At 39.2% G+C, this 25584-nt stretch carries 23 protein-coding genes and 1 riboswitch; of the genes, 3 read left to right on the forward strand and 20 right to left on the reverse strand.

Going from position 1 to position 25584, the window contains the following annotated elements; genetic code table 11:
- Positions 1 to 179: 179 nt before the first annotated feature.
- Positions 180 to 665: a DUF1033 family protein gene (locus tag D1B33_RS18825; protein ID WP_325049436.1), complete on the reverse strand. Its 486-nt coding sequence runs from the start codon at positions 663 to 665 to the stop codon at positions 180 to 182.
- A 41-nt stretch (positions 666 to 706) separates the two neighbouring features.
- Here D1B33_RS18825 and D1B33_RS08485 point away from each other — a divergent pair, with 41 nt between their 5' ends.
- Positions 707 to 1351: a 5-bromo-4-chloroindolyl phosphate hydrolysis family protein gene (locus D1B33_RS08485; protein ID WP_118875943.1), complete on the forward strand. Its 645-nt coding sequence runs from the start codon at positions 707 to 709 to the stop codon at positions 1349 to 1351.
- Positions 1351 to 2463: a toxic anion resistance protein gene (locus tag D1B33_RS08490; protein WP_118875944.1), complete on the forward strand. Its 1113-nt coding sequence runs from the start codon at positions 1351 to 1353 to the stop codon at positions 2461 to 2463. The genes D1B33_RS08485 and D1B33_RS08490 overlap by 1 nt, the downstream gene beginning before the upstream one ends.
- Before the next feature lie 41 nt (positions 2464 to 2504).
- On the opposite strand, the gene D1B33_RS08495 is transcribed toward D1B33_RS08490, so the two are convergent.
- The 11 genes from D1B33_RS08495 to dapF form a co-directional block, all read right to left on the reverse strand.
- Positions 2505 to 2702: a DUF6501 family protein gene (locus D1B33_RS08495; RefSeq protein ID WP_118875945.1), complete on the reverse strand. Its 198-nt coding sequence runs from the start codon at positions 2700 to 2702 to the stop codon at positions 2505 to 2507.
- A gap of 291 nt (positions 2703 to 2993) precedes the next feature.
- The gene (locus D1B33_RS08500; RefSeq protein ID WP_118875946.1) at positions 2994 to 3899 is read right to left on the reverse strand and encodes a TIGR01777 family oxidoreductase; all 906 of its coding nucleotides are present in this window, start codon (positions 3897 to 3899) and stop codon (positions 2994 to 2996) included.
- A gap of 118 nt (positions 3900 to 4017) precedes the next feature.
- A complete protein-coding gene (locus tag D1B33_RS08505) occupies positions 4018 to 4755 on the reverse strand; it encodes an amino acid ABC transporter ATP-binding protein (RefSeq protein WP_118875947.1) in 738 nt (245 codons plus the stop codon).
- Positions 4756 to 4775: 20 nt separating this feature from the next.
- Complete coding sequence (locus D1B33_RS08510; RefSeq protein WP_118875948.1) at positions 4776 to 5507, reverse strand: amino acid ABC transporter permease; 732 nt, start codon at positions 5505 to 5507, stop codon at positions 4776 to 4778.
- 85 nt (positions 5508 to 5592) lie between these two features.
- Positions 5593 to 6444, reverse strand: coding sequence for a transporter substrate-binding domain-containing protein (locus D1B33_RS08515; protein WP_118875949.1), 852 nt, complete (start codon positions 6442 to 6444; stop codon positions 5593 to 5595).
- Positions 6445 to 6547: 103 nt separating this feature from the next.
- A riboswitch (Lysine riboswitch) is annotated at positions 6548 to 6731 on the reverse strand.
- A gap of 158 nt (positions 6732 to 6889) precedes the next feature.
- Entirely contained in the window at positions 6890 to 8161 is a 1272-nt protein-coding gene (gene odhB, locus D1B33_RS08520; protein ID WP_118875950.1) for a 2-oxoglutarate dehydrogenase complex dihydrolipoyllysine-residue succinyltransferase, read from the reverse strand.
- Positions 8162 to 8258: 97 nt separating this feature from the next.
- On the reverse strand, positions 8259 to 11063 hold the full coding sequence (locus D1B33_RS08525) for a 2-oxoglutarate dehydrogenase E1 component (protein WP_118875951.1): 2805 nt from the start codon (positions 11061 to 11063) through the stop codon (positions 8259 to 8261).
- 256 nt (positions 11064 to 11319) lie between these two features.
- A complete protein-coding gene (locus tag D1B33_RS08530) occupies positions 11320 to 12723 on the reverse strand; it encodes a sensor histidine kinase (RefSeq protein WP_118875952.1) in 1404 nt (467 codons plus the stop codon).
- The gene (locus D1B33_RS08535; protein ID WP_118875953.1) at positions 12720 to 13394 is read right to left on the reverse strand and encodes a response regulator transcription factor; all 675 of its coding nucleotides are present in this window, start codon (positions 13392 to 13394) and stop codon (positions 12720 to 12722) included. Before D1B33_RS08535 ends, D1B33_RS08530 begins: the two co-directional genes overlap by 4 nt.
- A gap of 225 nt (positions 13395 to 13619) precedes the next feature.
- Positions 13620 to 15644: a PAS domain S-box protein gene (locus D1B33_RS08540; RefSeq protein WP_233549438.1), complete on the reverse strand. Its 2025-nt coding sequence runs from the start codon at positions 15642 to 15644 to the stop codon at positions 13620 to 13622.
- A 74-nt stretch (positions 15645 to 15718) separates the two neighbouring features.
- Complete coding sequence (gene dapF, locus D1B33_RS08545; protein ID WP_118875955.1) at positions 15719 to 16687, reverse strand: diaminopimelate epimerase; 969 nt, start codon at positions 16685 to 16687, stop codon at positions 15719 to 15721.
- 348 nt (positions 16688 to 17035) lie between these two features.
- On the opposite strand from dapF, the gene D1B33_RS08550 reads away from it, so the two are divergent.
- A complete protein-coding gene (locus tag D1B33_RS08550) occupies positions 17036 to 17584 on the forward strand; it encodes a GNAT family N-acetyltransferase (protein ID WP_118875956.1) in 549 nt (182 codons plus the stop codon).
- Positions 17585 to 17631: 47 nt separating this feature from the next.
- On the opposite strand, the gene D1B33_RS08555 is transcribed toward D1B33_RS08550, so the two are convergent.
- The 8 genes from D1B33_RS08555 to msrA form a co-directional block, all read right to left on the reverse strand.
- The gene (locus tag D1B33_RS08555) at positions 17632 to 18708 is read right to left on the reverse strand and encodes an undecaprenyldiphospho-muramoylpentapeptide beta-N-acetylglucosaminyltransferase (RefSeq protein WP_118875957.1); all 1077 of its coding nucleotides are present in this window, start codon (positions 18706 to 18708) and stop codon (positions 17632 to 17634) included.
- Positions 18709 to 19111: 403 nt separating this feature from the next.
- A complete protein-coding gene (locus D1B33_RS08560) occupies positions 19112 to 19957 on the reverse strand; it encodes a CAP domain-containing protein (RefSeq protein WP_118875958.1) in 846 nt (281 codons plus the stop codon).
- Positions 19958 to 20186: 229 nt separating this feature from the next.
- Positions 20187 to 21095, reverse strand: coding sequence for a CobW family GTP-binding protein (locus D1B33_RS08565; RefSeq protein ID WP_118875959.1), 909 nt, complete (start codon positions 21093 to 21095; stop codon positions 20187 to 20189).
- A gap of 308 nt (positions 21096 to 21403) precedes the next feature.
- Positions 21404 to 22903, reverse strand: a complete 1500-nt coding sequence (locus D1B33_RS08570; protein ID WP_118875960.1) for a lmo1851 family serine protease — start codon at positions 22901 to 22903, stop codon at positions 21404 to 21406.
- Between the two features lie 524 nt (positions 22904 to 23427).
- Positions 23428 to 24132 carry a purine-nucleoside phosphorylase gene (gene deoD, locus D1B33_RS08575; protein WP_118875961.1) on the reverse strand — a complete coding sequence of 235 codons (705 nt, stop codon included), beginning with the start codon at positions 24130 to 24132 and terminating at the stop codon, positions 23428 to 23430.
- A gap of 119 nt (positions 24133 to 24251) precedes the next feature.
- The gene (locus D1B33_RS08580) at positions 24252 to 24473 is read right to left on the reverse strand and encodes a YozE family protein (protein ID WP_118875962.1); all 222 of its coding nucleotides are present in this window, start codon (positions 24471 to 24473) and stop codon (positions 24252 to 24254) included.
- 151 nt (positions 24474 to 24624) lie between these two features.
- Positions 24625 to 25062: a peptide-methionine (R)-S-oxide reductase MsrB gene (gene msrB / locus D1B33_RS08585; protein WP_199677387.1), complete on the reverse strand. Its 438-nt coding sequence runs from the start codon at positions 25060 to 25062 to the stop codon at positions 24625 to 24627.
- Positions 25049 to 25582, reverse strand: a complete 534-nt coding sequence (gene msrA / locus D1B33_RS08590; protein ID WP_118875964.1) for a peptide-methionine (S)-S-oxide reductase MsrA — start codon at positions 25580 to 25582, stop codon at positions 25049 to 25051. The genes msrB and msrA overlap by 14 nt, the downstream gene beginning before the upstream one ends.
- Positions 25583 to 25584: the final 2 nt, after the last annotated feature.

Below are 25584 nucleotides of genomic sequence, written 5' to 3' on the forward strand. Positions count from 1 at the left end.
ATTACGAAGAGTACCGACATTACACCGATCACTCTTTGTAATATGTGAATCATTTGTACCCGGTCTTGAACTTTTATTGTTGTCTTTAGTATACCATCTTATGACAATTTGTCAAACGATTTATCCAACTTTTTTTCCAATTTTCATTTATTTCAGTAAATTGTATAAAATCATTGGAGCTACTCTTTCAACCCTTCACAAATGATTCCATGATATACTTGGATATCATCCTCACATGCTTCACAATATACCCTTTCTTCGTCCTTCCAAAACGCAAAATAGTTATTTTTTTTTGATTCATACTTATATTGTTTGCGAAATTCAGCCAAAGTATGCGCCAGGCACTGTTGAAATTCCTTTTCAGAGAGAAATTCCTTTGTAAAAACAATCTGTTCTTCCCAACCATCAAATTTCCACCATGGTTCATATTCCGCTTTCATATAAATTATTTTGTACACTTTTGACGTACCTGCCTTTCCATTAATATGTATTCTAATGGAAAACTCTATGCTATGTCTAATCAGTTGACTTGCCCCGCTCCATCGCTCATTAAATAAAAGAATAATCATTGCAAATACTAGGTATGTATTAGAATCAAAACTTTGTACTAGAAACAAAATGTATTTTATAATAAGGATAAGTACATTTTGAAACTTTTCGACCATCCAATACGTAATACTATTAATAGAAAAAAGGAGGTACGAATATGCTCGGGGCTGCAAATTTATTTACACGACATGCACTCAACTTTCTAGCGACTTTTACACTCTTAGTAATATCCGGTTTAAATTTTGATCTTGGCTTTTTGTTCGTGCCCATAGCCATCGGAGTTTATTTCATTAGTAATGTTACTATAAAGGCGATCCAGAAAAAGAAGAAAACAAAAGAGCTTGGATTAACACGCTCTGAATATAGACATATTGAAGCCCAAATCAAGCTTGCCAAAAATCATATACAGTCACTATCACAACAATTTATTCGAGTACGCTCGGTTCGCTCTTTTAAATTGTTGAATGAAATGCTGAAGTTGTCAAAAAGAATCGTTGGCATCGTTCACCGGGATCCGCATAAATTTTATTCGGTGGAAGATTTCTTCTATTCACACTTGCCATCCGCGGTGGAATTAACAAAAAACTATACAACCTTGTCACAAAGCCAGGTCAAGGATACAGAGATTCATCTGGCTCTCGAAGATACGCGCAAAGCTTTAAAAGGGTTACATGGCACGATGGAAGAAGATTTAAAGTCCGCGCTCTCGTCCGACTTGGAAAATTTGCGGATGGAACTGGATTTTGTCAAACTTGAAAACGATAAAAAACGCCAGCAAATTGAATTTAGAGGTGGAAAGTAATGAATAAAAAAACGAGCCCAAATCAACCATTTGAAGAGTTTTCAAATTTTGAGGGCTCTTTTTTAAATCCGATTGATCTAAATGAACATACCTTTGCTACGCCAAACTTCCATTCCCTGAATGACGAAGAGCAGCCTCGTGCCTTGCTGCTTGCAAGCGAACTGGATGTTTCCCGTTATGAAAGTGTGCTGCAATTTGGTCAGGGCATTCAACAGGAGCTAAAAAGCTTTACACATAATATGCTTGTGCAAGTTCAGCGGAACGACACTTCCCCGATCCGGGAAATTCTACATAAGCTGGTGGAACATCTTGATAAAATTAATCCCGATGATCTGATTGAAAAAGAAACGAATTTTTTCCAAAAACTATTTCATCGCTCAAAATCGTCGATACAGGAAATGGTATCGCAATACAATCGCATCAGTAAACAAATTGACCGCCTCAGCATTCAATTGCAGCACTCTCAAAAAGGATTGCTTGCGGATATGAGGATGCTGAATGACTTATATCAGCTAAATGAAGACTATTACCATAACTTAACGATCTATATTGCGGCCGGAGAGATGAAGAAAAAGGATTTATATAATCATCAACTGCCAAAATTAAAACAGGAATTTGTGGATTCAAGCAATCCCATGGATCAGCAACGGTTAAATGACTTAAAAAACTCAATCGAATGGCTGGATAAACGTTTATATGACCTTCAAATCTCCCGTGAAATCGCCATTCAAACCGCAGCGCAAATTCGTATGATCCAGGAAACCAACAGAATGCTGGTGGATAAAATTCAAAGTTCGGTCATGACGACGATTCCGCTGTGGCAAACGCAAATCTCGATGCTTGTCAATATGAACAACCAAAGAAGAGCAAATCATGCTTCTCGACGATTAATGGAAACATCTCAACAAATGATTGGCAAAAATGCCAAAATGATTGAAGCAACAGCAAACGATGTTAAAAAACAAAACATTTCCCACTCTGAAATCGATGAATTTAAACAAACGCAGCTGAAACTCATAGATTCCATAGAAGAAACACTGCGCGTACAAGCAATCAGCAATGAACAGCAAGCATTAGTGGAATCAAAGATAATGGATATAGACAGAAAATGAAAAGCGCAGGTGTTTTTAAAACATCTGCGCTTTCGATTGCTTTATTCAAAATATTCTTTGTAGTAGCCACCCACATTGCCTGTATTATCGATAACAAAAATGAATTCTTCCGTTTCATTTTTCACTTCATATTCTTGCCCCACTGTCAGGACATTGGATACTAAATATTTCTTTGCATCTGTATTTATACACTTTACTTTACGTATTGTTTCGGCGTTTTTCCATTTTAAATTTAACATCATTTAACCTCGCTTTAATCATTCACTGTATGATACTTATTTTAATCTTTATTCTACCTTATTTCCACTCAATTGTGGAATAAACACAGGAATAATTGTGATTGATCATGAAAAATGTTACGCTTAAAGAGAGGTGATTGTCATGCACATAGGCGGTTTTGGTGGTGTGCCTACTTGGTTTTTTATCATCGCCATCATCTTTGCGATTGTTTTTATTATTATTGCGGAATGGAACTCCCGCAGTTAACCACGAATATTGGAATTAAATGATAAATACTAGAATCCCGTATTTTATAACGGCAGCAAATCTTTTAATGCCCCTTCCAGGGTCGGAAATTGAAATTTAAAGCCTTCTTCCTCCAAAACTTTTGGCTGTACATATTGCCCTTGAAGCACTAGTTTACTCTTTTCGCCTAACGCAATTTTTAATGCAAGCGATGGAACCGGCAACCAATGGGGACGCTTTAAAACCAATCCAATCGTTTTACCGAATGCCTTCATTTTCGTTGGGTTGGGCGCTGTAACGTTTACGGGACCCTGTACTCGATTGTTGTGTATTGCAAAATCGATTGCTCGGACAACATCCTTTACATGAACCCAGGAAATCCATTGTTCTCCCGATCCCACTGTACCCCCGGCAAAGAATTTATATGGCATGGCCATTTGTGTTAGTGCGCTTCCTTCTTTTCCAAGCACCACTCCAAATCGCATAAAAACTGTCCGTACACTATACTGCTTTACTCTTTTGGATGCGTTTTCCCAATCCTGAACTGTCTTCCCCAAAAAGTCATTTGGCACCACAGCTGATTTTTCCGTATATCTTTCAGTCAAAGATACCGTATAAATCCCTACCGCACTTGCGTTAATAAGGACAGCAGGTTTTTTGCTCAAAACCGAGATGATTCTTAATAGCTCATTTGTAGCGGCAATTCGGCTATTGTATATTTGCTGCTTGTGATGAGTTGACCATCGACCCGCATTCAGGGAAACACCCGCCAAATTAATAAATACATCGGCCCCTTCCAATTCCTGTTCAGGCTTCGCCCCCTCATTTAGCCATTCCACGGCAGCAACTTTTTCTGAACGATGCTTCTTGGCGTTTCTTGTTAAAATAATTACTTCATGACCATTTTGAATGAAAAACTCCATGCATTTCTCCCCTATAAATCCAGAACCACCGGCAATCACAATTTTCAATTGAATTCACCTGCCTTGTTTTCATTTCTACTAAACAAACCATCTTGTTCCATTATAATATAGACGAATAAAAAAAGATAAATTCCCTTTTCTATGTCGAGGGAATTTATCTTTTCGGTTATTGTTTGATTGTTCGTTTCAAGAATTCTTTTGTTCTTTCGTGTTTCGGGTTTACGAGTACTTGCTCCGGAGAGCCTTCTTCCACGATAACGCCTTTATCCATGAATACCACCCGATCCGAAACTTCGCGGGCGAATTCCATTTCATGCGTAACGATTAACATCGTATGACCTCCATCGGCAAGGTTGCGCATTACTTTTAGTACTTCCCCAACCATCTCAGGGTCGAGCGCGGATGTTGGTTCATCAAACAACATCACTTCCGGATCCATGGCCAAAGCGCGGGCAATCGCGACACGCTGTTTTTGGCCTCCGGATAGTTGTCGCGGTTTTGCATTTACATATTGATCCATTCCGACCGTTTTCAGATATTTCAGTGCATTAGCTGCCGCTTCTTCTTTTGAACGTTTTAAAACTTTTTGTTGGCCAACCGTACAGTTTTTCAACACATTGTGATTGTTGAACAGGTTAAATTGTTGGAAGACCATACCTAAATGGGTACGGTATTTTTTGATATCATGCTGGTCATCCAAAATATTTTCACCTTTATAGATAATCTCGCCCCCACTTGGCGTCTCCAGAAGGTTGATGCAACGCAGTAAAGTAGATTTCCCGGAACCTGAGGAACCGATCAAGCAAACCACTTCCCCTTTATTGACGGAGAAATTCACATCGCGAAGCACTTCATGGCTGCCAAATGATTTATTTAAATGTTTAATTTCAATTACTTTTTCCATCATTCTCTTTCCTTTCGCGCTTAAACTATCGGTTCTTCTCTTTTTGATTCTACGCTATAAGCATTTTGGCCATCCATCTTTTTCTCGATCATACGTAAAATACGGGATGCCACAAATGTCATGATTAAATAGAAGATACACGTTATGAAAAACGTTTCCGCAAATCGGAAGTTTGCCCCGGCAATTGACGTTGATGTGAAGAATAATTCGGTTACACTAATAACGCTTAAAACGGCAGAATCCTTAATGTTCATAATTAACTGGTTTCCGGTAGCAGGTAAAATATTACGGAAAACTTGCGGTAAAATAACGGAAGTCATTGTTTGGAAGTGCCCCATACCGATTGCTTCCGCTGCTTCATATTGGCCTTTGTCAATTGAAACAATTCCGCCCCGAACATATTCTGCCATATACGCACCTGTATTTAATCCGACCACAATAATAGCTGCGATAAATCGATCCAATTGAACTCCATATGCAGCCAGTCCATAGAATACAACCATTGCCTGTACAATCATTGGTGTGCCACGGAAGATTTCTACATACACTGTTAAAATAAAATTAAACACTTTTAAAATAACAGATTTAATCGATTTCTTTCGAACAGGAATAGTATGCATGATTCCGATAAATAATCCGATAAGAGCACCAATAATTGTACTAATTATTGCTATTAACAGCGTCATGTAAGCACCGTTTAAAAAACTTCGCCAATTCTCTTCAAGTATTGAGAGTATAATGTCTAAACTCATAAAAATCCTCCTAAATATTTTGCAAAACAAAGAGACTCATGAAAAAGAGAAACTGGCCACGGATTGATGTGACCAGTACCATCACTTATTGGGCTGCAGGTTGGTTTGCAACTGCTTGATCCATAATTTGTTGGCGTTCTTCTTCAGTAATTGCATTCAATGTTTCATTGATTTTTTCTAGGTTTTCGTCACCTTTAACCAGGCCGATTGCTACAGATACATCCGCTTCATCTACTTCAAAACCATCTTCCAATTCCACATAAGTAAAGTTTTCATTAGCCGAAGATGCAGAAATTGCTTCAGGTCTTTCAGCAACATAGCCATCGATCACACCAGACTCAAGTGCAACGCGCATATGCGAGAAACTTTTCATTGCCGTTTGTTTTTGAACATCAGGAATTTGGTCGATAACCGCATAGTTCGTTGTATTGATTTGAGAAGTAATTTTTGCACCTGAGAAATCAGCAAGGGATTTTGCATTTGCATAATCTCCACCTGATTTTGTAACAATTACAAATTCACTTGTATAATAGTTATCTGTAAAATCAATTACTTGTTTACGTTCATCAGTTGGGCTCATCCCTGCAATAATCGCATCAATTACTCCGGTTTGCAGCGCCGGTACTAAACCGTCCCATTCCGTTTTCACGATCACCAATTCTTTTCCCAAGCTATCCGCTACGCGTTTTGCGATCTCAACATCGTAACCGCCAGCATATTCGTTAGAGCCTTCGATTTTCACGGCGCCATTAGCATCATCTTTTTGAGTCCAGTTAAATGGCGGGTATCCAGCCTCCAGCCCTATTTTAAAAACGTCACTTTCTTTTGCTTTTGAATCAGAAGTAGAACCTGATGTACCTTCTTCAGAGCTGCCACAAGCTGCAAGCAGTAGCATTGCAAATAGTGCAGTCATTAGGAAACTTAATTTTTTTGCCATTTTTCTCTCTCCTTTATATAAATGAAGATTCTTTTTTTGTACTAAAAAAACGACCTAAGATGAACTTAGGTCGCCATTATAGCCCAAATCCTCTTACGTTCCCGGTTGAGATAGCACCCCTCAGATGGCTGGGACTCCATCTGAGACAGTCCTGCAATTTTTCACTGCAGACCCAGCATGCAATAGAGAGCCTACTACACACTTCGGCGACATTTCCTCATTTTTCATATCATTGTTTCGCTCTAAACTCCATGAAAACTAATAAATATCGCGCCTCTACCTCACAGTCGCGTGAGGTTTTTAATATTAAATTACTATTCACATACTACTATATGAATAGGTGGATGTCAACGTTCAATTATTTGAAAATAGAATAAAAGGAAAGAAGAAAAAACACATATTTCTACGATAAAAGCCTAGCGAGAATACGCTAGGCTTTTATCTATTAAGAATTTAGAAGCAAGTCTTCTGGATTTTCAATTAATTCTTTTACCGTTTTCAAGAATCCTACAGAGTCTTTGCCATCAATGATACGGTGGTCGTAAGAAAGCGCCACGTACATCATTGGACGGATTTCAATCTCTCCGTTAATTGCAACCGGACGTTGAACGATTGAGTGCATTCCCAAAATTGCCGCTTGAGTACCATTCATAATCGGTGTTGACATTAATGAACCGAATACCCCACCGTTTGTTATTGTGAATGAACCACCAGCCATGTCGTTTAATCCTAATTTTTTGTCGCGTGCTTTTTTCGCTAAATTCGCGATATCTTTTTCGATCTCCGCGAAGTTTTTGCTATTTGCATCACGCACTACCGGTACTACTAGACCTTCTTCAGTTGAAACGGCAATACCGATATCGAAGAAGTTATTTAAGTGAATTTCATCTCCATTGATTTGTGCATTCACGTATGGATATTTTTTAAGCGCAGCAACTACTGCTTTCGTGAAGAATGACATGAAGCCAAGTTTGATGTCGTTTGCTTTCACGAATTCTTCTTGTTTGCGTTTGCGAAGTGCCATAATGTTCGTCATATCGATTTCGTTGAATGTTGTCAACATCGCAGTAGATTGTTTTACTTCCAATAAACGTTTTGCGATTGTTTGGCGACGACGGCTCATTTTTTCGATTGTAATACGGTCGGAATCAGCAACTGGCGTGAACACAACCGGTCCACCTGTTACTGCTGCCGGTGCTGGTGCAGCAGGTGTCGACGCGGGTTCTGTACCGTGTGCTGCTACATCTTGAACGCGAACGCGGCCTTGTGGATCAACCGGTGAAATCGCCGCTAAATCGATTCCTTTTTCACGCGCTAATTTACGAGCTGCCGGTGACGCGACAACGCGCTCATTTGATGTTTCTTCTGCAACTGGCGCAGCTGTTGTAGGTGATTGTACTGCAGGAGCAGCTTCTGTTTTCGGAGCTTCTTGTGCCGGTGCAGCTTGGGCTGGCGCCGCAGCCGGTGCAGGTGCTGCACCCTCTCCAGCTTCAACCACAGCGATGACTTGGCCAACAAGTACTGTGTCGCCTTCTTCAGCCAATACTTGAGTTAAAACCCCAGCTTCTTCCGAAATGATTTCTGCATTTACTTTATCTGTTTCCAATTCAACGATAAATTCGCCTTTTTCCACACGATCTCCAACTTTTTTAACCCATTGTGCAATTGTTCCTTCTGTAATCGATTCTGCTAATTCAGGGACTTTAATTTCAGCCACTTTAATATCCTCCTTTGAAGATCATGTACAGCTATTTTGCAGCTGCACATGATTCGCTACTACCCATTTGTAGCTTATTTTTCAGTAATAGTATTCATTATTTTGCAAGTGCTTCGTCAATAACTTTCGCTTGAGCAATTTTGTGAGAGTCCATATCGCCTTCGGAAGTTGAAGACATTTCCGGACGGCCTACATATTTTACTTTTTTGCCTTCGCTAAGTTCCAGCAAGTATTCAAGAACATATTTCCAAGGCCCTTGGTTTTTCGGTTCTTCTTGTACCCAAACGATTTCTTTAGCATTTGGATATTTCGCAATAATGTCCGCTATTTTTTGCTGCGGGAATGGATAAAGCTGTTCTACACGAATAATATGGATGTTTTCAAATTCTTTACCGTCTTGGACACGGTCTGCCAAATCAATTGTTACTTTACCCGAAGCAAGCAAGATGCGTTCTACTTTCTTTGCATTTCCACCCAAGCCCGGTTGTTCAATAATCTCTTGGAATCCGCCTTCTGATAGCTGTTCCAAAGAAGCAGCTGCCAATGGATGGCGAAGCAATGATTTTGGCGACGTAATGACTAATGGACGAACTGCTTCAGTTCCCAGCATTTTTGCTTGGCGGCGCAGCAAGTGGAAATAGTTTCCTGCATTTGAACAATTGGCAACAATCCAGTTATTTTCTGCAGATAATTGCAGATATCTTTCAATGCGTGCAGAAGAGTGCTCAGGTCCTTGGCCTTCAATCGCATTAGGCAATAAAAGCACCAACCCTGATTTTTGTCCCCATTTCGAACGGGCAGAAGAAATGAAATTATCGAACATAATTTGAGCCATGTTCGCAAAATCCCCGAACTGAGCTTCCCAAATTGTCAATGCATTTTGGTTTTCCAAGTTATATCCATATTCAAATCCTACAATTGCCGCTTCAGTCAATGGTGAATTGTATACTGTAAATGAAGCTTTAGAACCACTAATATTGTGCAGAGGTACATGCTCTGCTCCATTATTTTTATCATGCAATACTAAATGGCGTTGAGAGAATGTTCCGCGCTGCGCATCTTGACCACTGATTCGGATTGGGTTGCCATCTTGTAAAATCGCCGCGAACGCCAATGTTTCTGCATGGCCCCAATCGATTTTTTCGCTTTCAAGCGCTTCTACTCGTTTATTCAGGATTTTTGCAAGTTTATTTTGCGGCTCAAAGCCTTCAGGCCAAGTTAGCAAATCTGCATTAATTTGTCTTAAATCCTCCGCTGATACACTCGTATCAACCTCTGGGTAGTCGTTTTTCACTTCTTCAGGCATTTTGATTTCAAAGTGGTCTTCTTTAGCCCCGACTTCTTTCACATGATCATAGGAAGCCTGCATCTCTGCGTAGATTTTTTCATCAAGTTGATTCACTTGTTCTTGTGAAAGAATACCTTCGTTCGATAATTTTTCACCGTAAAGCGCACGTACAGTCGGGTGTTTCGTAACGATTTGATAAGTCAACGGATTCGTTACCGTAGGATCATCCGTCTCATTGTGGCCGAAACGGCGATAGCCGATTAGGTCGATCAAGATATCCTTGCCGAATAATTGGCGGTATTCGAATGCCAAATTCGCTACTTGCAAAACAGCTTCCGGATCATCTGCATTCACGTGAATAACAGGAATTCCATAACCTTTCGCTACATCCGAAGAATAGCGTGTAGAGCGTGAATCATAATGTTCTGTTGTAAATCCGATCATATTGTTGGAGATAATATGAATAGATCCACCTGTCGAGAATCCAGCTGTATTGGCATAGTTAAATGTTTCTTGGACAATTCCTTCACCGGCAAATGCAGCATCCCCATGTACAAGAACGGCCAACGCTTTGCTTGGATCGTGTTTTGGCGACCCAGTATTTGTCGTATCCTCTTGTGCAGCACGTGTGGAACCCGTAATAACCGGGCTTACTACTTCCAAGTGGGATGGGTTATAAGCCAATTTAACTTTTAATCCCGATGGCTTAGTATGAGTCGCACCCATATGGTATTTCACGTCACCCGTCCATCCTTTGGAAATTTCCAAAGAACCGTCTTCAGGGAAGAAATAATCATTTGGAACGTGGGCAAAGTCTGCGAACATCATATCGTAAGGCTTATTAACAACGTGCGTTAATACATTCAGGCGACCGCGGTGAGCCATTCCGATTTGCAGGTAATTCATTTTTGTTTCGTCGGCTTTGCGAACGATTTCATCCAGCATTACAACCAATGTATCCAGGCCTTCAATCGAGAATCGTTTTTGTCCAACAAAAGTTTTATGGATAAATTTTTCGAAATCTTCAACGCGTGTCAATCTTTCCAATAACGCTTTTTTGTCTTCAGCAGTTAAGTTAAGCGCAGATTGTGCAGATTCTATTTTATCTTGAATCCATTGACGCTCTGCATCTTCTACATGTGCATATTCATATGCGATTTTTCCAGTATATTGTGATCGCAAGAAATCAATCGCTTGCTTGCCGTTGGTAACGCTTCCAGGAACATTATTAAAGAATAATGAAGCCGGCATCTCCATTAGATCTGCTTCAGTTAAGCTATAAGTTGACAATTCTAAGCGGGATGAATCCAATTTACGGTCTTTTAATGGATAAATATCAGCAGCTAAGTGACCGTGGGAACGAATTGCATCTGCTAATTGCACAGCTGAAAATACTTTTTGGATATTTCCAGGTTGGCTAGTTGCACTCCCAGTTGCAGCAACTTGTTCGTTTTCCGTAGCAGGAGAACCAAATTGCTGGAATAGCGCTACTAACTCTGGCTCAACTAGTTCAGGAGATTGCAAAAATAAATCATACTGCTCCATCACATATCCCAAGTTGGGACCCGAGAATACTGACCAAGGGGAACCAGCAAATACTACATTGTTCGACATGAGAATAACCTCCAAATTTCGCCCTAAGGCTGTTCCATTGTTGTATCTACAATATTATTTCATATTTTACCATTCTTCGACAATAGATTTTATCTATTGAATTCATTTACTTTCTTTATGAATCACATATTTGAAGAAGGTTTTTTTTCCATATCAATCTTACTACTCTTCACAAAAAATACAACTATTTTTCACAAATTCGGCAAATTCTTTAACAATTAAACTAGAATTGGTCTTGAAATAATAAAATTGTTCGTTATACTCTGAATTTTAAGGTAAACATAGTCCCGATTCCAATTTCGCTTGAAACATCCATTTCTATATTGTATTTATTGGCCAGCATTTTGGTAATGCTCAGTCCGAGACCTGTCCCTCCCCCTTTATTTTCCCTTGAAGCATCAACTCGATAAAATCGATCGAATATATAAGGCAGGTGTTCTTGCGAAATCCCGATTCCATTATCTTTAACCGTGATAAAAACACTCTCTGAAAGATAATTAACTTCAATTCTGACCAGTGGACTTTGCTCGTTATAGCGGATTCCGTTTTCAATCAGGTTGCGCATGATTTGCGCGAGGGCATTCTCTGTTACTCTCGGTTGTACCTCTTCCCCACTTTCAATTATTTCAATCTTGGCTTCAGGATAAATCATTTGAAGCTCCTCTTTCACGGATGATAGAGCATTCGCCACATTGGCGGTTGCTTCTTCATCACGATCTACTTTTCTAGCCAAATTCAGTAATTCTTCAATCATATTCTTCATTCGCGCCACTTCTTCCAATGAAGTATCCAAGGATTCCTTCAATACCTCCGGATCATCCTTTCCCCATCTCTTTATTAAAGAAAGATGTCCCTCAATCGCCTGAATGGGCGTTCTTAACTCATGGGATGCGTCCGACACAAATTGCTGTTGTTTTGCAAAGGAATTTTGCAGATCCGCCATCATGGATTGGTAAATTTTCAATAAGTCGCCCACTTCATCTTCTGCATCATATTCAAAATTTATTTTTTCTTCGAATCCTTTTGATTGAATGGACAGCATCGAATCTCTTAAGTCCTGTATCGGCCGAATCAGAATATTTGCCAAATAATACCCGATTAACCCCGCAATAAGAATTGCCCCTATTCCTGCAATCAGCATTGTTGTTAAAACATACTTCATCATGGATTGAAAGGCCGTCAATGGATGAATCAACTGCATGATTCCCGTAAAATTGCCAATGGTCACAAGTCTAGTCACTACAAAAGCGTCTTCATCATCCACTGTTTCTTTTGAAATGGCAGTCCCCCCCAATAATTGTTCAAACGATAATTCAACCGGAGCAGCGGAATTGATATTGTTAATGGTTAAAACCTCATAACCATCTTTGTTGAAAATTCGCACTGTTTGATTTTGATGGACAATGGCTTTAAATAAGCCTGTGTTTCCTTGAAAATCCTGAATAGAAAACGAATGGTCCTGGGAACGGAAAAAAGACGTAAGGTCATCTGCCGTTCTGGCGGCATTATTTTGCTCGTTTTGTATTAACCAAGAATACAGTGCCAGGTAAATCACGCTGCAGATTAGTGTATAGCTAATAAAAATGACAATGGCCGTAGAAAAGGTCCATTTTTTTTTGAGCGATTGTTTTTTTAATAAACGGGCATATTTGGTTTTCATTCTCTCACCACGTATCCAACCCCGCGAACGGTTTCAATATACGAATCCTGTTCTGTTTTTAATTTAGCGCGCAAATGGCGTATGTACACGTCCACGACATTTGTTTCCACTTCCGTATCATATCCCCAAACATCCTGAAGAATCTTTTCTCTTTCAAGAACGCGATTTTTGTTTTCACATAATAACTTCAGTAAATCATATTCTGTTTTTGTTAAGTCGATTTTCTTGTTTTCCAATTTTACTTCATATGATTCCGGATTAATGACCAAATCTCTTACTTGAATTAATTGGCTCACGTCTTCATCGATCTTTGCCGTTCTTCTTAAAATGGAACGAACTCTTGCCAGCAATTCTTCAATGGCAAAAGGCTTGACAATATAGTCATCGGCCCCGGCATCCAACCCTGCTACTCGATCCATGACAGCATCGCGTGCAGTAATCAATAAAATCGGAACATCGGATTGGGCTCTAACTCTTCTGCAAATTTCAATGCCATTCAAGCTGGGCAGCATCACATCCAGCAAAAGACAATCAAAGTTTCCTTCCAATGCAAGTTCCAGCCCCTCCCTTCCATCATGGGAGACGGACACCTCAAATTGTTCATGTCTCAACTCCAGTTCAATAAACCGAGCAATATTTTTCTCATCTTCAACAACTAAAATTTTCTTCATCACAAAATCACCCTTTTATTAATAGAAAAGCGAAGGCCGACAGGATGGAGGTCAGTTAGCCGTTGACACAGGACGTGTCGTTCTTAGGCTAATTTCCTCATCGTTTAGCTCCGACAACAACTGGCCGACAAAAACGCCACGTCGTGTGGAGCTGGCTTTCGCAGCTGGACATTTAAAAAGCCTCAGCTTAAGTTTAACTTAAGATGAGGCTTTTTTAAAATAATGCTATACATTTTCAAAAATGGTAAAGTTGTTTTTCGAAGATGCTTTCACACGGTATAGAGCTTTATCCGAACATTCCAATAATTTCTCCAAGGTTTGACCATGATCAGGATAAAGAGCGATACCAATTGACGCTGTTGGAGAAAAGTGATGATTGGAAATAAACCAGCCCTTCTTAAGCGTTTTATTAATTCGGTTGATGATTTTATTTATTTGTTCATGCCTTTTTTCTTCACTATAGTCAAGACCGGTTAAAATAATCGCAAACTCATCCCCGCCCATTCGAATGACGATATCATTGCCCCGCACCGTTTTTCCCAGCGCCTGGCCAAATTCATAAATAAACACGTCGCCAACATCATGCCCGAATTGGTCGTTCACTGTTTTAAAATTATCCCCATCAACATAAAGGACAGCCAATGACTCTTGATTTTTCTGGGCTTCTTCTAAAAGACGCGGGAATTCCTTTGCAAGATATCTTCGGTTAGGCAGGTGCGTTAACGTGTCATGGAAAGCCAGAAAAAGCAACTGGTTTTCGATTTCTTTGCGTTCTGTAATTTCTCTTGCCACTAAAATGATATAACTTCCCTGATCACGAACATAATCATTCACCACCGTATAGCTGCATTCTGTCCAGAAAATATCACCGGTCTTGGATTGGTGCGTCAACTCCACTTTGGCGTGATTCTGATTTTCAATATGGAGAAGCTTTTCTGTCCAAACACCTTTGCTGTCAGAAGTTAATAAATTGGTATATAACTGGCCCACCAACTCATTAGGCTCATACCCCAATACTCGGGTATAGACGGAAGAAGAGTATAAAATAACTCCCTCTTTGTTCATAAGGACAATTAAATCATTCGTATTTTCGGTAATCAATTTAAACATTTGTTCTATATTGCGCAGTTCATTAACCATGCCTTTTTTATCGGAAATATCGTAAAAAATGGAAATGTATTGCTGGATGTTTCCTTCATCATCTACAAAAGGAATCATGGTCGTGTCAGTCCAATAAATCTTGCCTTTTTTTGTATGGTTGCACAATTCCCCACGCCAAATCTCACCTTTTTGAAGAGTCGTGATGATATTTTCGACAATTTCCTTGGTGCTATTTTTACCGTTGATCACTTCCAAGGAATTACCAATCAGTTCTTCCCGACAAAATCCAGTTTGCTCTACAAAACGTCTATTGACGTCCAAAATTTTGCCGTTCCGATCGATAATCGCAATTTCCGCGGCACTGTTTATCGCTTTTTTGAAGTTAGACAAACCAATGGATGTTGTCCGCAATTCCTGTTCCTGCTGGATGAACTGCGTGATTTCCTGAAGGATGATGAATACCGCTGCCACATTGTTTTCCTGCATTAAAGGCGAAAATGCAGCAGTATAGCTCCTTTGCCTACCATCTTTATCTACAAAGTTTAATAATTTAGATTGTATGCTGACTCCGGTATACACTCGATCCAGATATTCTTTTAACTCATCCACGCTTTTGGAAGTGAAAGGCAATTCAAAGAGAGATTTTAATCTTGCATCTTCAAGATTTAAGTTGAAATCTTCTATAAATTGAGGATTGGCTTCCAAAAAACGGCCATCTGTAGAAACAAGCACAGTGGAAAGGAACGTGTTGGAAAAAACCGAGCGCATAAATAAATATTTATCTTCCACATCTCGATTAAAGGCAATTTCTTTTGTTATAGCTAAAACATAGATTTCATGTTGTTCAAAAATGGGAATAACGGTTGTTTCGTATTTTTTAACTTCTCCAACAATATAAGAATAATCTTGGTAATTCACTTGTTCCCTTTTCTCAATGGCTTGGTGGTAATTGTCAATAATCGTTTGATATTCACCATTTTTCATCATTTCGGTGATTGAATGTCCAATTGCATTTTCTGAAAGCAGCTGCATAGCAGGTGGATTTAGAAAAATATAACGAAAATCTTCACCATTTTTCTTCATGTAATAAACAAAATCTTTACTATTATTAAAAAGCAAATCAAATTGAGCTTTCGAAAAGTTTTGCATAGACAATTAAAACACCTCCTTCTTGGGAAAGTGCAAGCACTCCTTAAATAAGACATTTTAGATTTTCATTTCACCTAATAAGAAGCAAAAGAAGCCGTTTCTCTTTTTACAAGTTCAATGCATTTTTGATATAGTTTTTGTTCTTCTGTTTCTTTCAATCCAACAAATTTATAGGCTGTTCCCTCTACATTAAACACATAGGAAGCCGTTACTGTCGCATTCCCGATCAATGTTAAATCGTAAAAATCTCCTAAATTTTTAACTTCACATCTCACAAAACCGCCCGGATTGAATACAGTAATAACATCATCATTTACAATTCCATTTAATCTGGATACAAGTGCCGAGGCAGTCATCGCTGTTCCGCAGGCATTAGTAAATCCTACCCCTCTTTCAAATGTTCGCACAAAAATTGTATCATCATTCATAGGGTAAACATAACTTACATTGACGCCGTCCGAACAAAAGTCATTTTCACCGTTCAGCATCTCGCTTAAATTTTTCTGGTGAGCATTATCCTTGATATTAGCCTGATCCACGATTCCAATTAAATGTGGGTTTGGTACAGATACAGCTGTAAAAGGAATTGTCGAAGAAAACTCTTCGATTATTTGATGACGGATATTTGTTTGGCCGCGATAGTTCATTGGCAAACTATCTAATTGAAAAGATACTGGCGAGATTTCAACAGCATAAGTGGGAATATCCTCGAGTAATGATGGAGCCTTGCGCACTCTTAAGTTCGCTTTTATGGTTTCGATGATTGCTTCATCCCTGCCCAGCTTTTCGCACACATATCGAGCAACGCATCTTAAGCCATTTCCGCACATGGAAGCTTCCGAACCATCAGCATTGATTACGCGCATTTTGGCATCTGCCACCTCTGAAGGCAAAATGAGCAGCAGCCCATCTGCACCATCATGGCGATCTTTTTCGCAGAGCCATGTTGTAAAACCAGCCCAATCTATTTCATATTCATCTTCTGTTGAATAGAGGTAAAACGTATTACCTGAACCATGAACTTTTAATAGTTCCTTTTCCATTCTTGTTGCCCCGCTCTCTGATCTATAACTCTTTCTTTCTATAATAAATGTAAATGATTTCCGAATCAACTTAATATATATTATAACTACTTAATATTTTGTTCACAATTTTAATAAGAAAATAATTGTTTTTTCGATTAAACTTCTTGTATAAAAACGAAAATTTATTATAAAATAATAGCAGAAATTGTTTTGGAAGTTAGTTGTTTTTATGACTTTAAATAGAAAATAAATTTCTATAAAAATAATGTTTGACGTCCAGTTCCTTTAGGTATATTATTTTGTTCTGTTGCTGGTATTGCAGTAACTTTGAGATTTGCAACTATCCTAAAAAAGGAGGCGTTTCATTTGTTAAAACATCGTGATCTTTCCGAGACAAATGACTTATACCAATTATTGATTCACCCATCCGTTTTTCCATATGTTCGTCATAAAGCAACTTCACCGGAAGAGTATCTATTTATGACCAAACAACTGTTGGAAGAAGAACAGCTAGGAAAGACGATTTCAAGAACCATAACCGATGATTGGGGTCAGCCAATTGGTACGATTGCATTATACGATATACAAGATGGAGCAGGCTTCCTTGGTACATGGATAGGTGCACCATTTCAAGGCAAAGGATATAACCAGCCGGCAAAACAAGAATTTTTGACAGAACTCTTTTTTGAAAAGGACATTCATACTGTATTTTTACGCATTAGAAAAGAAAATGAAAAGTCTAAACGTGCATCGCAGAAATTGGGATATGTGATTGATGCAAAAGAAACAAATCCGGCACTATATGAAGAAATAAATGCCGGGGAAACGAAATTTGATTTATATAAAATTCCGAAAGATTTATTCTATATTGTTTCGGCAAACAACCAGGCCAACGAAGAAGAACAAGCAATGTAGCGTTCTATTTTTAAAGAAGGTGGTTCAAATCTGAACCACCTTCTTTTTTATTTCTCGTACTGAAGCAATAGTTTCACCATTTCGGCAGGCGTTTTTGGTCTTTCTGCTTTTTCCATCGCATCAAGATATTCCGGGCTTCTTTTTGTTAACGTTTCAATTGCTTTCATAAATGTACTTTTCGATAACATTTCCTCTTCCAGAACATGCGCAAATCCCTGCTTTTCGAACAGTTTGGCGTTCAGAATTTGATCTCCCCTGCTTTTTGCAGCTGATAGTGGTACCAATAGCATTGGTTTTTTTAAAGCCAAAAATTCGAAAATCGAATTCGAGCCAGCTCGTGAAACCACAAAATCTGCCGCATGCAATAAATCGGGCAATTCATTCGTTACATATTCAAATTGCTTATACCCTTTTAAACTGTCTAATGACGAATCACTATTTCCTTTTCCGCATAAATGAATTACATTGTATGTTTTCAAAAGGTCAGGCAAGTTGCTTCTTAAAGAGTCATTGAGAACGACTGAGCCTAAACTCCCTCCCATGACCAGCAGCACTTTTTTATGATCTGTAAATCCACATCTTTTTTTCCCTTTTAGGGCATTTCCGCTAAATAATTCTTCGCGTACAATGGACCCCGTACAGGTTGCTTTTTCGCTTGGCAAATAGTTTAGGGTGTCCTGGAAAATCGTGAATATATGTGAAGCGAATGGCAAGGCAATTTTGTTGGCCAAGCCTGGTGTAACATCCGATTCATGAATCACTACAGGAATTTTCGCTAATTTTGCCGCAATGACGACAGGAACAGAAACAAAGCCGCCTTTAGAAAAAATCATCGTCGGTTTAACTTTTCGAATAACCGCATACGCCTGCCCTACTCCCGCTAGTACTTTAAACGGGTCGGAAAAGTTTTTCATAGAAAAGTAACGACGCAATTTACCGCTCGAAATATGATGATACGGTACATCAGGGAAGCTCTGTGTGATTAATTCTTTTTCAATGCCATCATACGATCCTATATAATGTACATCGTATCCCTCTTTTCTAAGCGATGGAATAATGGCCTGATTTAAAGAGACATGTCCGGCCGTCCCGCCACCGGTTAAAATAATGGATTTGTGTTTCATTAAACGTTCTCCTATTCTGATACAAAAAATGATTGTACTAAAATTTATATGATTGCACTAAATGACAAATGAACTATCTGACAATCTTTTGCCAACATCACTTATTTTATTAGTCAAATCAATATTTTATCATAGAAATGCGATGGACGCTTGTTAAGTTCCTGCGACAACTTATGAAGTTTACTATAATAATGTTTAGGCAATTATAATGCCCTTGCTCTCACATTGGAGCCCTTTTAATCCGCTGGTTTTCCTCGTTTCCGCATTAGAACCTTCATTAGAAGCTATTCATTTCACTTTGCTCTGAACATACTCAAAGCTGGCTATAATGATATTTATTTCTATCCCAAAACAAAAAATACCGAGCCAGAAATTTCTTGGCTCGGTACGTACTTTCTTGAGATTATAATTGAATAAATTGTTGTGTCCAGTAGTTGCCGTTTTCAACATGCCCTACACCAATATGTGTAAAGTTTGCATTAAGGATATTTGCACGGTGTCCTTCAGAATTCATCCAAGCTTGAACTACTTCTTCAGGTGTTCTTTGTCCTTGTGCAATATTCTCGCCAGCCGCACGGTATGAAATGCCTGCAGCTTTCATTTGATCGAATGGGCTGCCTAATGTTGGACTATTATGTGAGAAATAATTATTTGCAGCCATATCTTCAGACTTAGCTTCCGCTACATCCATTAATGGTGCATAAGCTTCAAGTGGTGCAAGACCAGCTTTTGCACGTTCTGCATTTGTTAATTCAACAACTTGAGTCTCAAATGCCGATACTGAATCATCATTTGCAACTGGTGCTTTTGTTTCCTCAGTTTCTTTTACCGTTTCAGTTGGTTGTGCAGGAGCAGCCTTTTCAGGTGCAGGTGTTGCCGCTTTTTCAGCTTTTTTCACTGGAGCAGCTGGAGCCTTTTCAGCTAGAGCTTGTTTTTCCGGTGTTTCTTTCGCAACTTCTTGACCGTTCTCTTGTTTTTGCAATTCTTTCTTTGCAGATTCAACTAATTTCTCGATATTCTCTTGTGAAAGACCTACTTTTGATAAGTCTTGTAAATTAGCATTGTAAGTTACGCCGTAATCTTCCTTGAATTCTTTTAGAAGATTTTTATATTCATTAAGATTCACGACTTTTACAATTTGCTTTTCCGTAAACCCTTCTTGACCTTCATTGATAGATGCAGCATCCGCTGCTGGAGCTTGTGTAGAGATAAAACCAAGTGCACAAAATGTGATAACCCATTTTTTCATTTTGTATTCCTCCTCTCGCAACTAATCATATACGAGAATAATTGAAACATATGGTCCATAACTTGGTAATGCTGCCACCTAAATCTCCAAACCTAGAAAACAACCAGTCTCTAAAACTTTAAAAAAGGTAGGATTTTCCCCCAATCGAAAAACTTACAATTGAAAAGCTATTGACAACTTTTGAGAATCGAAACAAAAATACAAGTTTTTTTCATTTGTAACAACAATGTTAATTTCTTGACAAACTTTCAATATCAATTTCCTGAATGTTTTCACCAATCATGACAATTTTTGCTGGCATTTTTATGTATTCCGGAAGCCATTGAACCAAACCATAAGCATATTGAAAAAGAAAGGGATTACGAACACCTTCGATTGGAACGTACCCTTTTATTCGATAAACGGTTGATGGCAAAGATTGAATCCACTTCTCGAATTCCTCCTGAGTAAAACTATTGTCGAGTTCTACCAATCTCGAGCTCAATTGCAGTTGCTTTCCAATCTTTGCGGACTTTACATTTTCAGATGAAGCACGTGCGGTTGCTTGCAGCTCTTCCAGCAGATGCAAAGGTACCTTGCCATTCGTTGTTTGAAGGATAAAGGCGTTCGGGTTAACAGCTTGCAGCTCGTAAACGACTTTTGCTTGCTCCTTTTCGCTCAATAAATCCATTTTATTTGCTAAAAGTAAATGTGCGTGGCGGATTTGTTCCAGGAATAGACTTCTTACTTGGGGAGGAAGCGTTTCACGATCCAACCAAAGCTTACTATCTGCAACGGTCACGATTCCCTTTATATTCAACTGGTCTGCAAACAATGGAGAATACACTGCATCAAGAGCTTCGACAGGGTGGGCCGCTCCGGTTGTTTCAATAATGAGAACATCAAATTGCGAGTCTGCCAATAGCGATTGAATCTGCGCTTCCGTTTTTTCTGCACCGGAACAGCAAATACAGCCTTCCAGCATTTCTTTTAATGGAATTTCTTCATCAACTGCCTGAGAATCAAACGGAAGTTTCCCCAGTTCATTCATGATCACGGCAGGTTTTAATCCTTTTTCCTTTAGTTGCTGTAAGACATAGGTAAGCATTGACGTTTTGCCGCTTCCCAGAAATCCGCTAAATAAATATACATCCTTCATTTGCAAACACTTCCTTTACTATTTTAAATGCATGTCATTTCATGTTGCTTTAACCCAAGCCAACCTAGACAGTCTTGAAGTCACGGATTGCCCTCGAGCGGCTGAAAACTCTATCAGAGGTTTTTAACTTCTCTTGCGAAGGCAAAACGCACATTCGCCGAAGCGAGGCTAAAAGATCAGGAAATTATCCTAAGAACGACTTGTCCTGTCACAACTGCTGACTAACCTACACTCATTCTAAAAGGAAAGGGCTGTCATTGCTCTTATTGAACAAAACAGCCCTTTCCTCGAATTTATAGATCAAACGATTATTTCGTTGATTTTGTTAATATTTCTTTTGCTTTCAATACATGAGGATCTTCTTTTTCGATTTTTTCGCGAATCGAATCCATTAAAGCGTAAGTCGTTTCCCCAGTAAGTACCCCAGTTGGTTGGAGTTGCTCATCGGCCTGGAAAGCTACAACCGCATTTTCTGTTGCTTGATCAAATGTTTTATCCACCGTGCCGACTTCATAACCTAATGCACTTAAAATCAGTTCGGCAGATTTTACGGATTGAGACGAATCTCCGAGAGTAATTTCCATTTCAGGATTAATATAGGTTGCCGTTGCATATTCCGGATATTCAACGACTACGTCAGGTTTAATTCCTTTTTCATTAATCCAGTTGCCTTCCGGTGTCAACCATTTGCCGGTTGTATATTTCAGGTTTGCTCCATCCGGCAAATTGCTTACTGTTTGAATCGTCCCTTTACCAAATGAATTGAGTCCTACCACTTTGGCACCTGCGGATTCACTTAAGGCAGCCGCTAAAATTTCGGATGCCGAAGCACTTCCGTTATCAACCAGTACGACAATAGGCTGTTTGTATTTTTCGCCGCCTTTTGCAGAAATCACTTCCGGTTCACCTTCACGGCTTTGAACTTGTACAATTGGTTTTCCTTCCTCAAGGAATAAATTGGCGATATCGATTGCCGATTCCAGGAACCCGCCCGGATTTTGGCGTACGTCCAGGATAATGCTTTTCATACCATCAGCATCAAACTCTTCAAGCAATTTAACTATTTCATCGTAGGTCTTTTCACTAAATGACGTGATTTGAATATGAGCAATTTTATCGTCGCCCATTTCGCCATACACCGTTTCAATCGGAATATCATCACGTATAATCTTCACATCAATTGTATGGTCAGATTCGCCGCGCTGAATCGTTAATTCAACAGGAGTCCCTTTTTCGCCGCGAATTAATAAAACCGCTTCAGAAGCACTCATTCCTTGAATGCTCTCTCCATCGACAGAAAGAATGATATCTTCCGGTAAAATTCCCGCTTTTTCAGCAGGAGAATTTTTTATAGGTGATACGACGACGATATTTCCATTTCGTTCTTGAATTTCAGCGCCGATTCCCTGGAAGCTTGAAGAAAGATCCGTATTAAAACGCTCCGCTTCTTCCACATCCATAAAATCGGAATAAGGGTCTTCCAAAGCATCAAACATACCATTGATGGCACCTGTCACCACTTTTTCATCATCAATTTCTACATAATACTTGTCTTTCAATTCATCATAAGCATCATATAACTTTGAAAATTCTTCTCTTTCGACAGGTACAGCCACTTCTACTACTTTCTTTTCACCGAAAGTCAGTGCCAAAATTGTTAAACCTGCTGTTAATAAAATGGTTAGAAACATTAACATAATTAACGTAAAAGGTTTAATTCGAATAAACTTTCTCGCTGGCTTTACTTGTGCTTCTTGCTGTTCAGTTTGTTCTGTTTGCTCGCTGCCATTTTGGTTTTGATCATCCATCTAAATTATTCACCACTCTCATTTTACACTTACTACCTTTATTCATTTGCGCCTTGGCGGATTTGAGACGATCCCTTGGCATTCGCCGCAGTCAAAACATGTGAGCCCAGATTTTCGAACTGTGGCCAGTATGATGCAGGTTAGTTAGCCCGTGTACCTGCCGCTTCGCTTTCGCGCAAAAGACATCTGGCGCTGGTTACGGCAATTTTAGTCTAACTTGATCTTTAAACTGCCTCTTGAAATCTGTGGCATCCGCCTGAGGCATTCACCGGAGTTTCATCCCGGAGAATGAAATTAAATAAAATATATCAATATTGTACCATCTAAAATAGATAAAGATAGTCGATTTTTCTAAAATAAAATGTATGATTCCTATTCATGAACACCTGAAAGCCCTATTCGACCAAGGTCAAGTTAATTGTAATTTGCAAGGGTTCCATTGAAACATCCATCTTCCCATCCGCAAAGAAAGGCTGTCAAAAAATAGACAGCCTTCACACAACTAACTTATGAAAAAGCAACCATTACTCTTGTATTGCTGCTTCGAGTGCTACGACGATCATATCATTGAACGTAGTTTGGCGTTCTTCAGACGTTGTTGCCTCGCCAGTAATAATATGGTCTGAAACTGTTAAAACGGAAAGTGCCTGACGTCCAAACTTAGCCGCTAAAGTATAAAGTGCAGCCGATTCCATTTCCACAGCCAATACACCATATTGAGCTAATTTTTCATTTTGGTTTTCGTCTGAATAGAACATATCGGCAGTGAAAATGTTTCCTACTTTTAAGTTTAAACCTGCGTTTACTCCCGCATTATATGCTTTCAATAATAGATCAAAATCTGCCGTTGGAGCGAAATCGATTCCGTTAAAGATGATTTCGTTCATTTTTGAGTCAGTAGAAGCAGATTGGGCAATAATTACGTCGCGAACTTTTACATCTCTTTGAATTGCTCCACAAGTACCTACCCGGATTAATTTTTGAACGCCGTATTCTTGCATTAATTCTGTTGCATAAATTGAAATGGATGGTACACCCATTCCCGTTCCTTGAACAGACACACGCTTTCCTTTATATGTCCCAGTATATCCGAACATATTGCGGACTTCATTGTAGCAAGTTACATCTTCCAAAAAAGTTTCAGCGATATATTTTGCACGCAGCGGATCCCCTGGTAATAATATTATCTCTGCGATGTCACCTTGTTTTGCGTTAATATGGATACTCATTAGCAATCCCTCTTTCCAAAATTATCTCCTAATAAAATATACTTGCTTTTTTTTCATTGTGCAATGATTTACCTTCTATACTTTCATTTTTCCTGTTTCATGAACAGTATACAAACAAATTATTCATATTTTGCCGCATAAAGATCCCAAAGCTCGTCAAATGTTTGGGTGGTCATATTATCATCTGCAATCATTTCAATATAACTTGATATTTCGTCAAATGACATACTTGATTTAGGAAAACTATGATCCAAAAAAGCCGTCTCGGCAAACCGCGTTTTAGAATCTTCCCATTTTCCTCCCCGGTATGTGAGGACAAATGTATAAAAACTTTCTCTCATAATCATTCTCCTCATTATTTTCGTTTTATACGTTTTGATTTCAGTTTGATCAATGGATGTCTCTGCCAGATTAATAAATCCCTCTTTTATCCAGGCTAGTGATTAAAAAATGACCACATAAGTCATTTAGACTATAGTGGTCGGCGTTGAATTATTTTTCAAATAGCTGCAAGTATTCTCCGTAGCCTTCTTCTTCCAGCTGATCTTTCGGGACGAAGCGCAGTGCTGCCGAATTGATGCAATAGCGCAAGCCTCCCAATTCGCGCGGACCATCCGGAAATACATGTCCTAAATGGGAATCCGCTGTTTTGCTTCGCACTTCCACCCTTCTCATGCCGTGAGAGGCATCGAAATGCTCGGTAACTTCTTCTGCTTCAATCGGCTTTGCAAAACTTGGCCAACCGCAGCCAGAATCAAATTTATCAAACGAGCTGAATAATGGTTTGCCGGAGACAATATCCACATAGATGCCTTCTTCGAAATGACGGTCATATTCATTTTGGAACGGTGGTTCCGTTCCTTGCTGCTGAGTGACATAATACTGCATTTGCGTTAATTGTTTTAATCTTTCTTCCTTATTCATCGCGATTCCCCCAATGCTTTTCAATAAATGCTGCTCTTCCTGAACCAATACTATAGCGTTCATAATGGAGCGGGTTCTTTTTGTAATAGTGCTGGTGATATTCTTCTGCCGGGTAAAACGTTTTGGCAGGAAGGATTTTGACAGCGATTGGTTGATTAAATTGTCCGGATTGATCGAGACGTGCTTTGAAATCTTCGGCAATTGCCTTTTGTTCTTCATTATGATAAAAAATGGCCGTTGTGTAAGATTCGCCGCGGTCGAAGAACTGTCCGCCCGAATCTGTCGGGTCGATTAAAGTAAAGTAAGTTTCCACCAGTTTTTCGTATGGGTAGATATCCGAATCAAAAGAAATTTGGACCGCTTCTAAATGTCCTGTTGTTTCAGAGCATACTTGTTGATAAGTGGGATTTTCCACATGGCCGCCAGTATATCCGGAGACCACGGATTCAATACCGGGCTGTTCGTCAAAAGGCTTGACCATACACCAAAAACAGCCACCCGCAAACGTTGCTATATCTCTACTCATCA

The organism is Ureibacillus yapensis (assembly GCF_003515775.1).
GTDB lineage: Bacteria > Bacillota > Bacilli > Bacillales_A > Planococcaceae > Ureibacillus > Ureibacillus yapensis.

Excerpts from the sequence above, each read along its gene's own strand:
- D1B33_RS18825 (WP_325049436.1), bottom strand. The coding sequence starts at position 665 with ATGGTCGAAAAGTTTCAAAATGTACTTATCCTTATTATAAAATACATT.
- D1B33_RS08485 (WP_118875943.1), top strand. The coding sequence starts at position 707 with ATGCTCGGGGCTGCAAATTTATTTACACGACATGCACTCAACTTTCTA.
- D1B33_RS08490 (WP_118875944.1), top strand. The coding sequence starts at position 1,351 with ATGAATAAAAAAACGAGCCCAAATCAACCATTTGAAGAGTTTTCAAAT.
- D1B33_RS08495 (WP_118875945.1), bottom strand. The coding sequence starts at position 2,702 with ATGTTAAATTTAAAATGGAAAAACGCCGAAACAATACGTAAAGTAAAG.
- D1B33_RS08505 (WP_118875947.1), bottom strand. The coding sequence starts at position 4,755 with ATGGAAAAAGTAATTGAAATTAAACATTTAAATAAATCATTTGGCAGC.
- D1B33_RS08510 (WP_118875948.1), bottom strand. The coding sequence starts at position 5,507 with ATGAGTTTAGACATTATACTCTCAATACTTGAAGAGAATTGGCGAAGT.
- D1B33_RS08515 (WP_118875949.1), bottom strand. The coding sequence starts at position 6,444 with ATGGCAAAAAAATTAAGTTTCCTAATGACTGCACTATTTGCAATGCTA.
- D1B33_RS08525 (WP_118875951.1), bottom strand. The coding sequence starts at position 11,063 with ATGTCGAACAATGTAGTATTTGCTGGTTCCCCTTGGTCAGTATTCTCG.
- D1B33_RS08530 (WP_118875952.1), bottom strand. The coding sequence starts at position 12,723 with ATGAAAACCAAATATGCCCGTTTATTAAAAAAACAATCGCTCAAAAAA.
- D1B33_RS08535 (WP_118875953.1), bottom strand. The coding sequence starts at position 13,394 with ATGAAGAAAATTTTAGTTGTTGAAGATGAGAAAAATATTGCTCGGTTT.
- D1B33_RS08540 (WP_233549438.1), bottom strand. The coding sequence starts at position 15,644 with ATGCAAAACTTTTCGAAAGCTCAATTTGATTTGCTTTTTAATAATAGT.
- dapF (WP_118875955.1), bottom strand. The coding sequence starts at position 16,687 with ATGGAAAAGGAACTATTAAAAGTTCATGGTTCAGGTAATACGTTTTAC.
- D1B33_RS08555 (WP_118875957.1), bottom strand. The coding sequence starts at position 18,708 with ATGAAACACAAATCCATTATTTTAACCGGTGGCGGGACGGCCGGACAT.
- D1B33_RS08560 (WP_118875958.1), bottom strand. The coding sequence starts at position 19,957 with ATGAAAAAATGGGTTATCACATTTTGTGCACTTGGTTTTATCTCTACA.
- D1B33_RS08565 (WP_118875959.1), bottom strand. The coding sequence starts at position 21,095 with ATGAAGGATGTATATTTATTTAGCGGATTTCTGGGAAGCGGCAAAACG.
- D1B33_RS08570 (WP_118875960.1), bottom strand. The coding sequence starts at position 22,903 with ATGGATGATCAAAACCAAAATGGCAGCGAGCAAACAGAACAAACTGAA.
- deoD (WP_118875961.1), bottom strand. The coding sequence starts at position 24,132 with ATGAGTATCCATATTAACGCAAAACAAGGTGACATCGCAGAGATAATA.
- D1B33_RS08580 (WP_118875962.1), bottom strand. The coding sequence starts at position 24,473 with ATGAGAGAAAGTTTTTATACATTTGTCCTCACATACCGGGGAGGAAAA.
- msrA (WP_118875964.1), bottom strand. The coding sequence starts at position 25,582 with ATGAGTAGAGATATAGCAACGTTTGCGGGTGGCTGTTTTTGGTGTATG.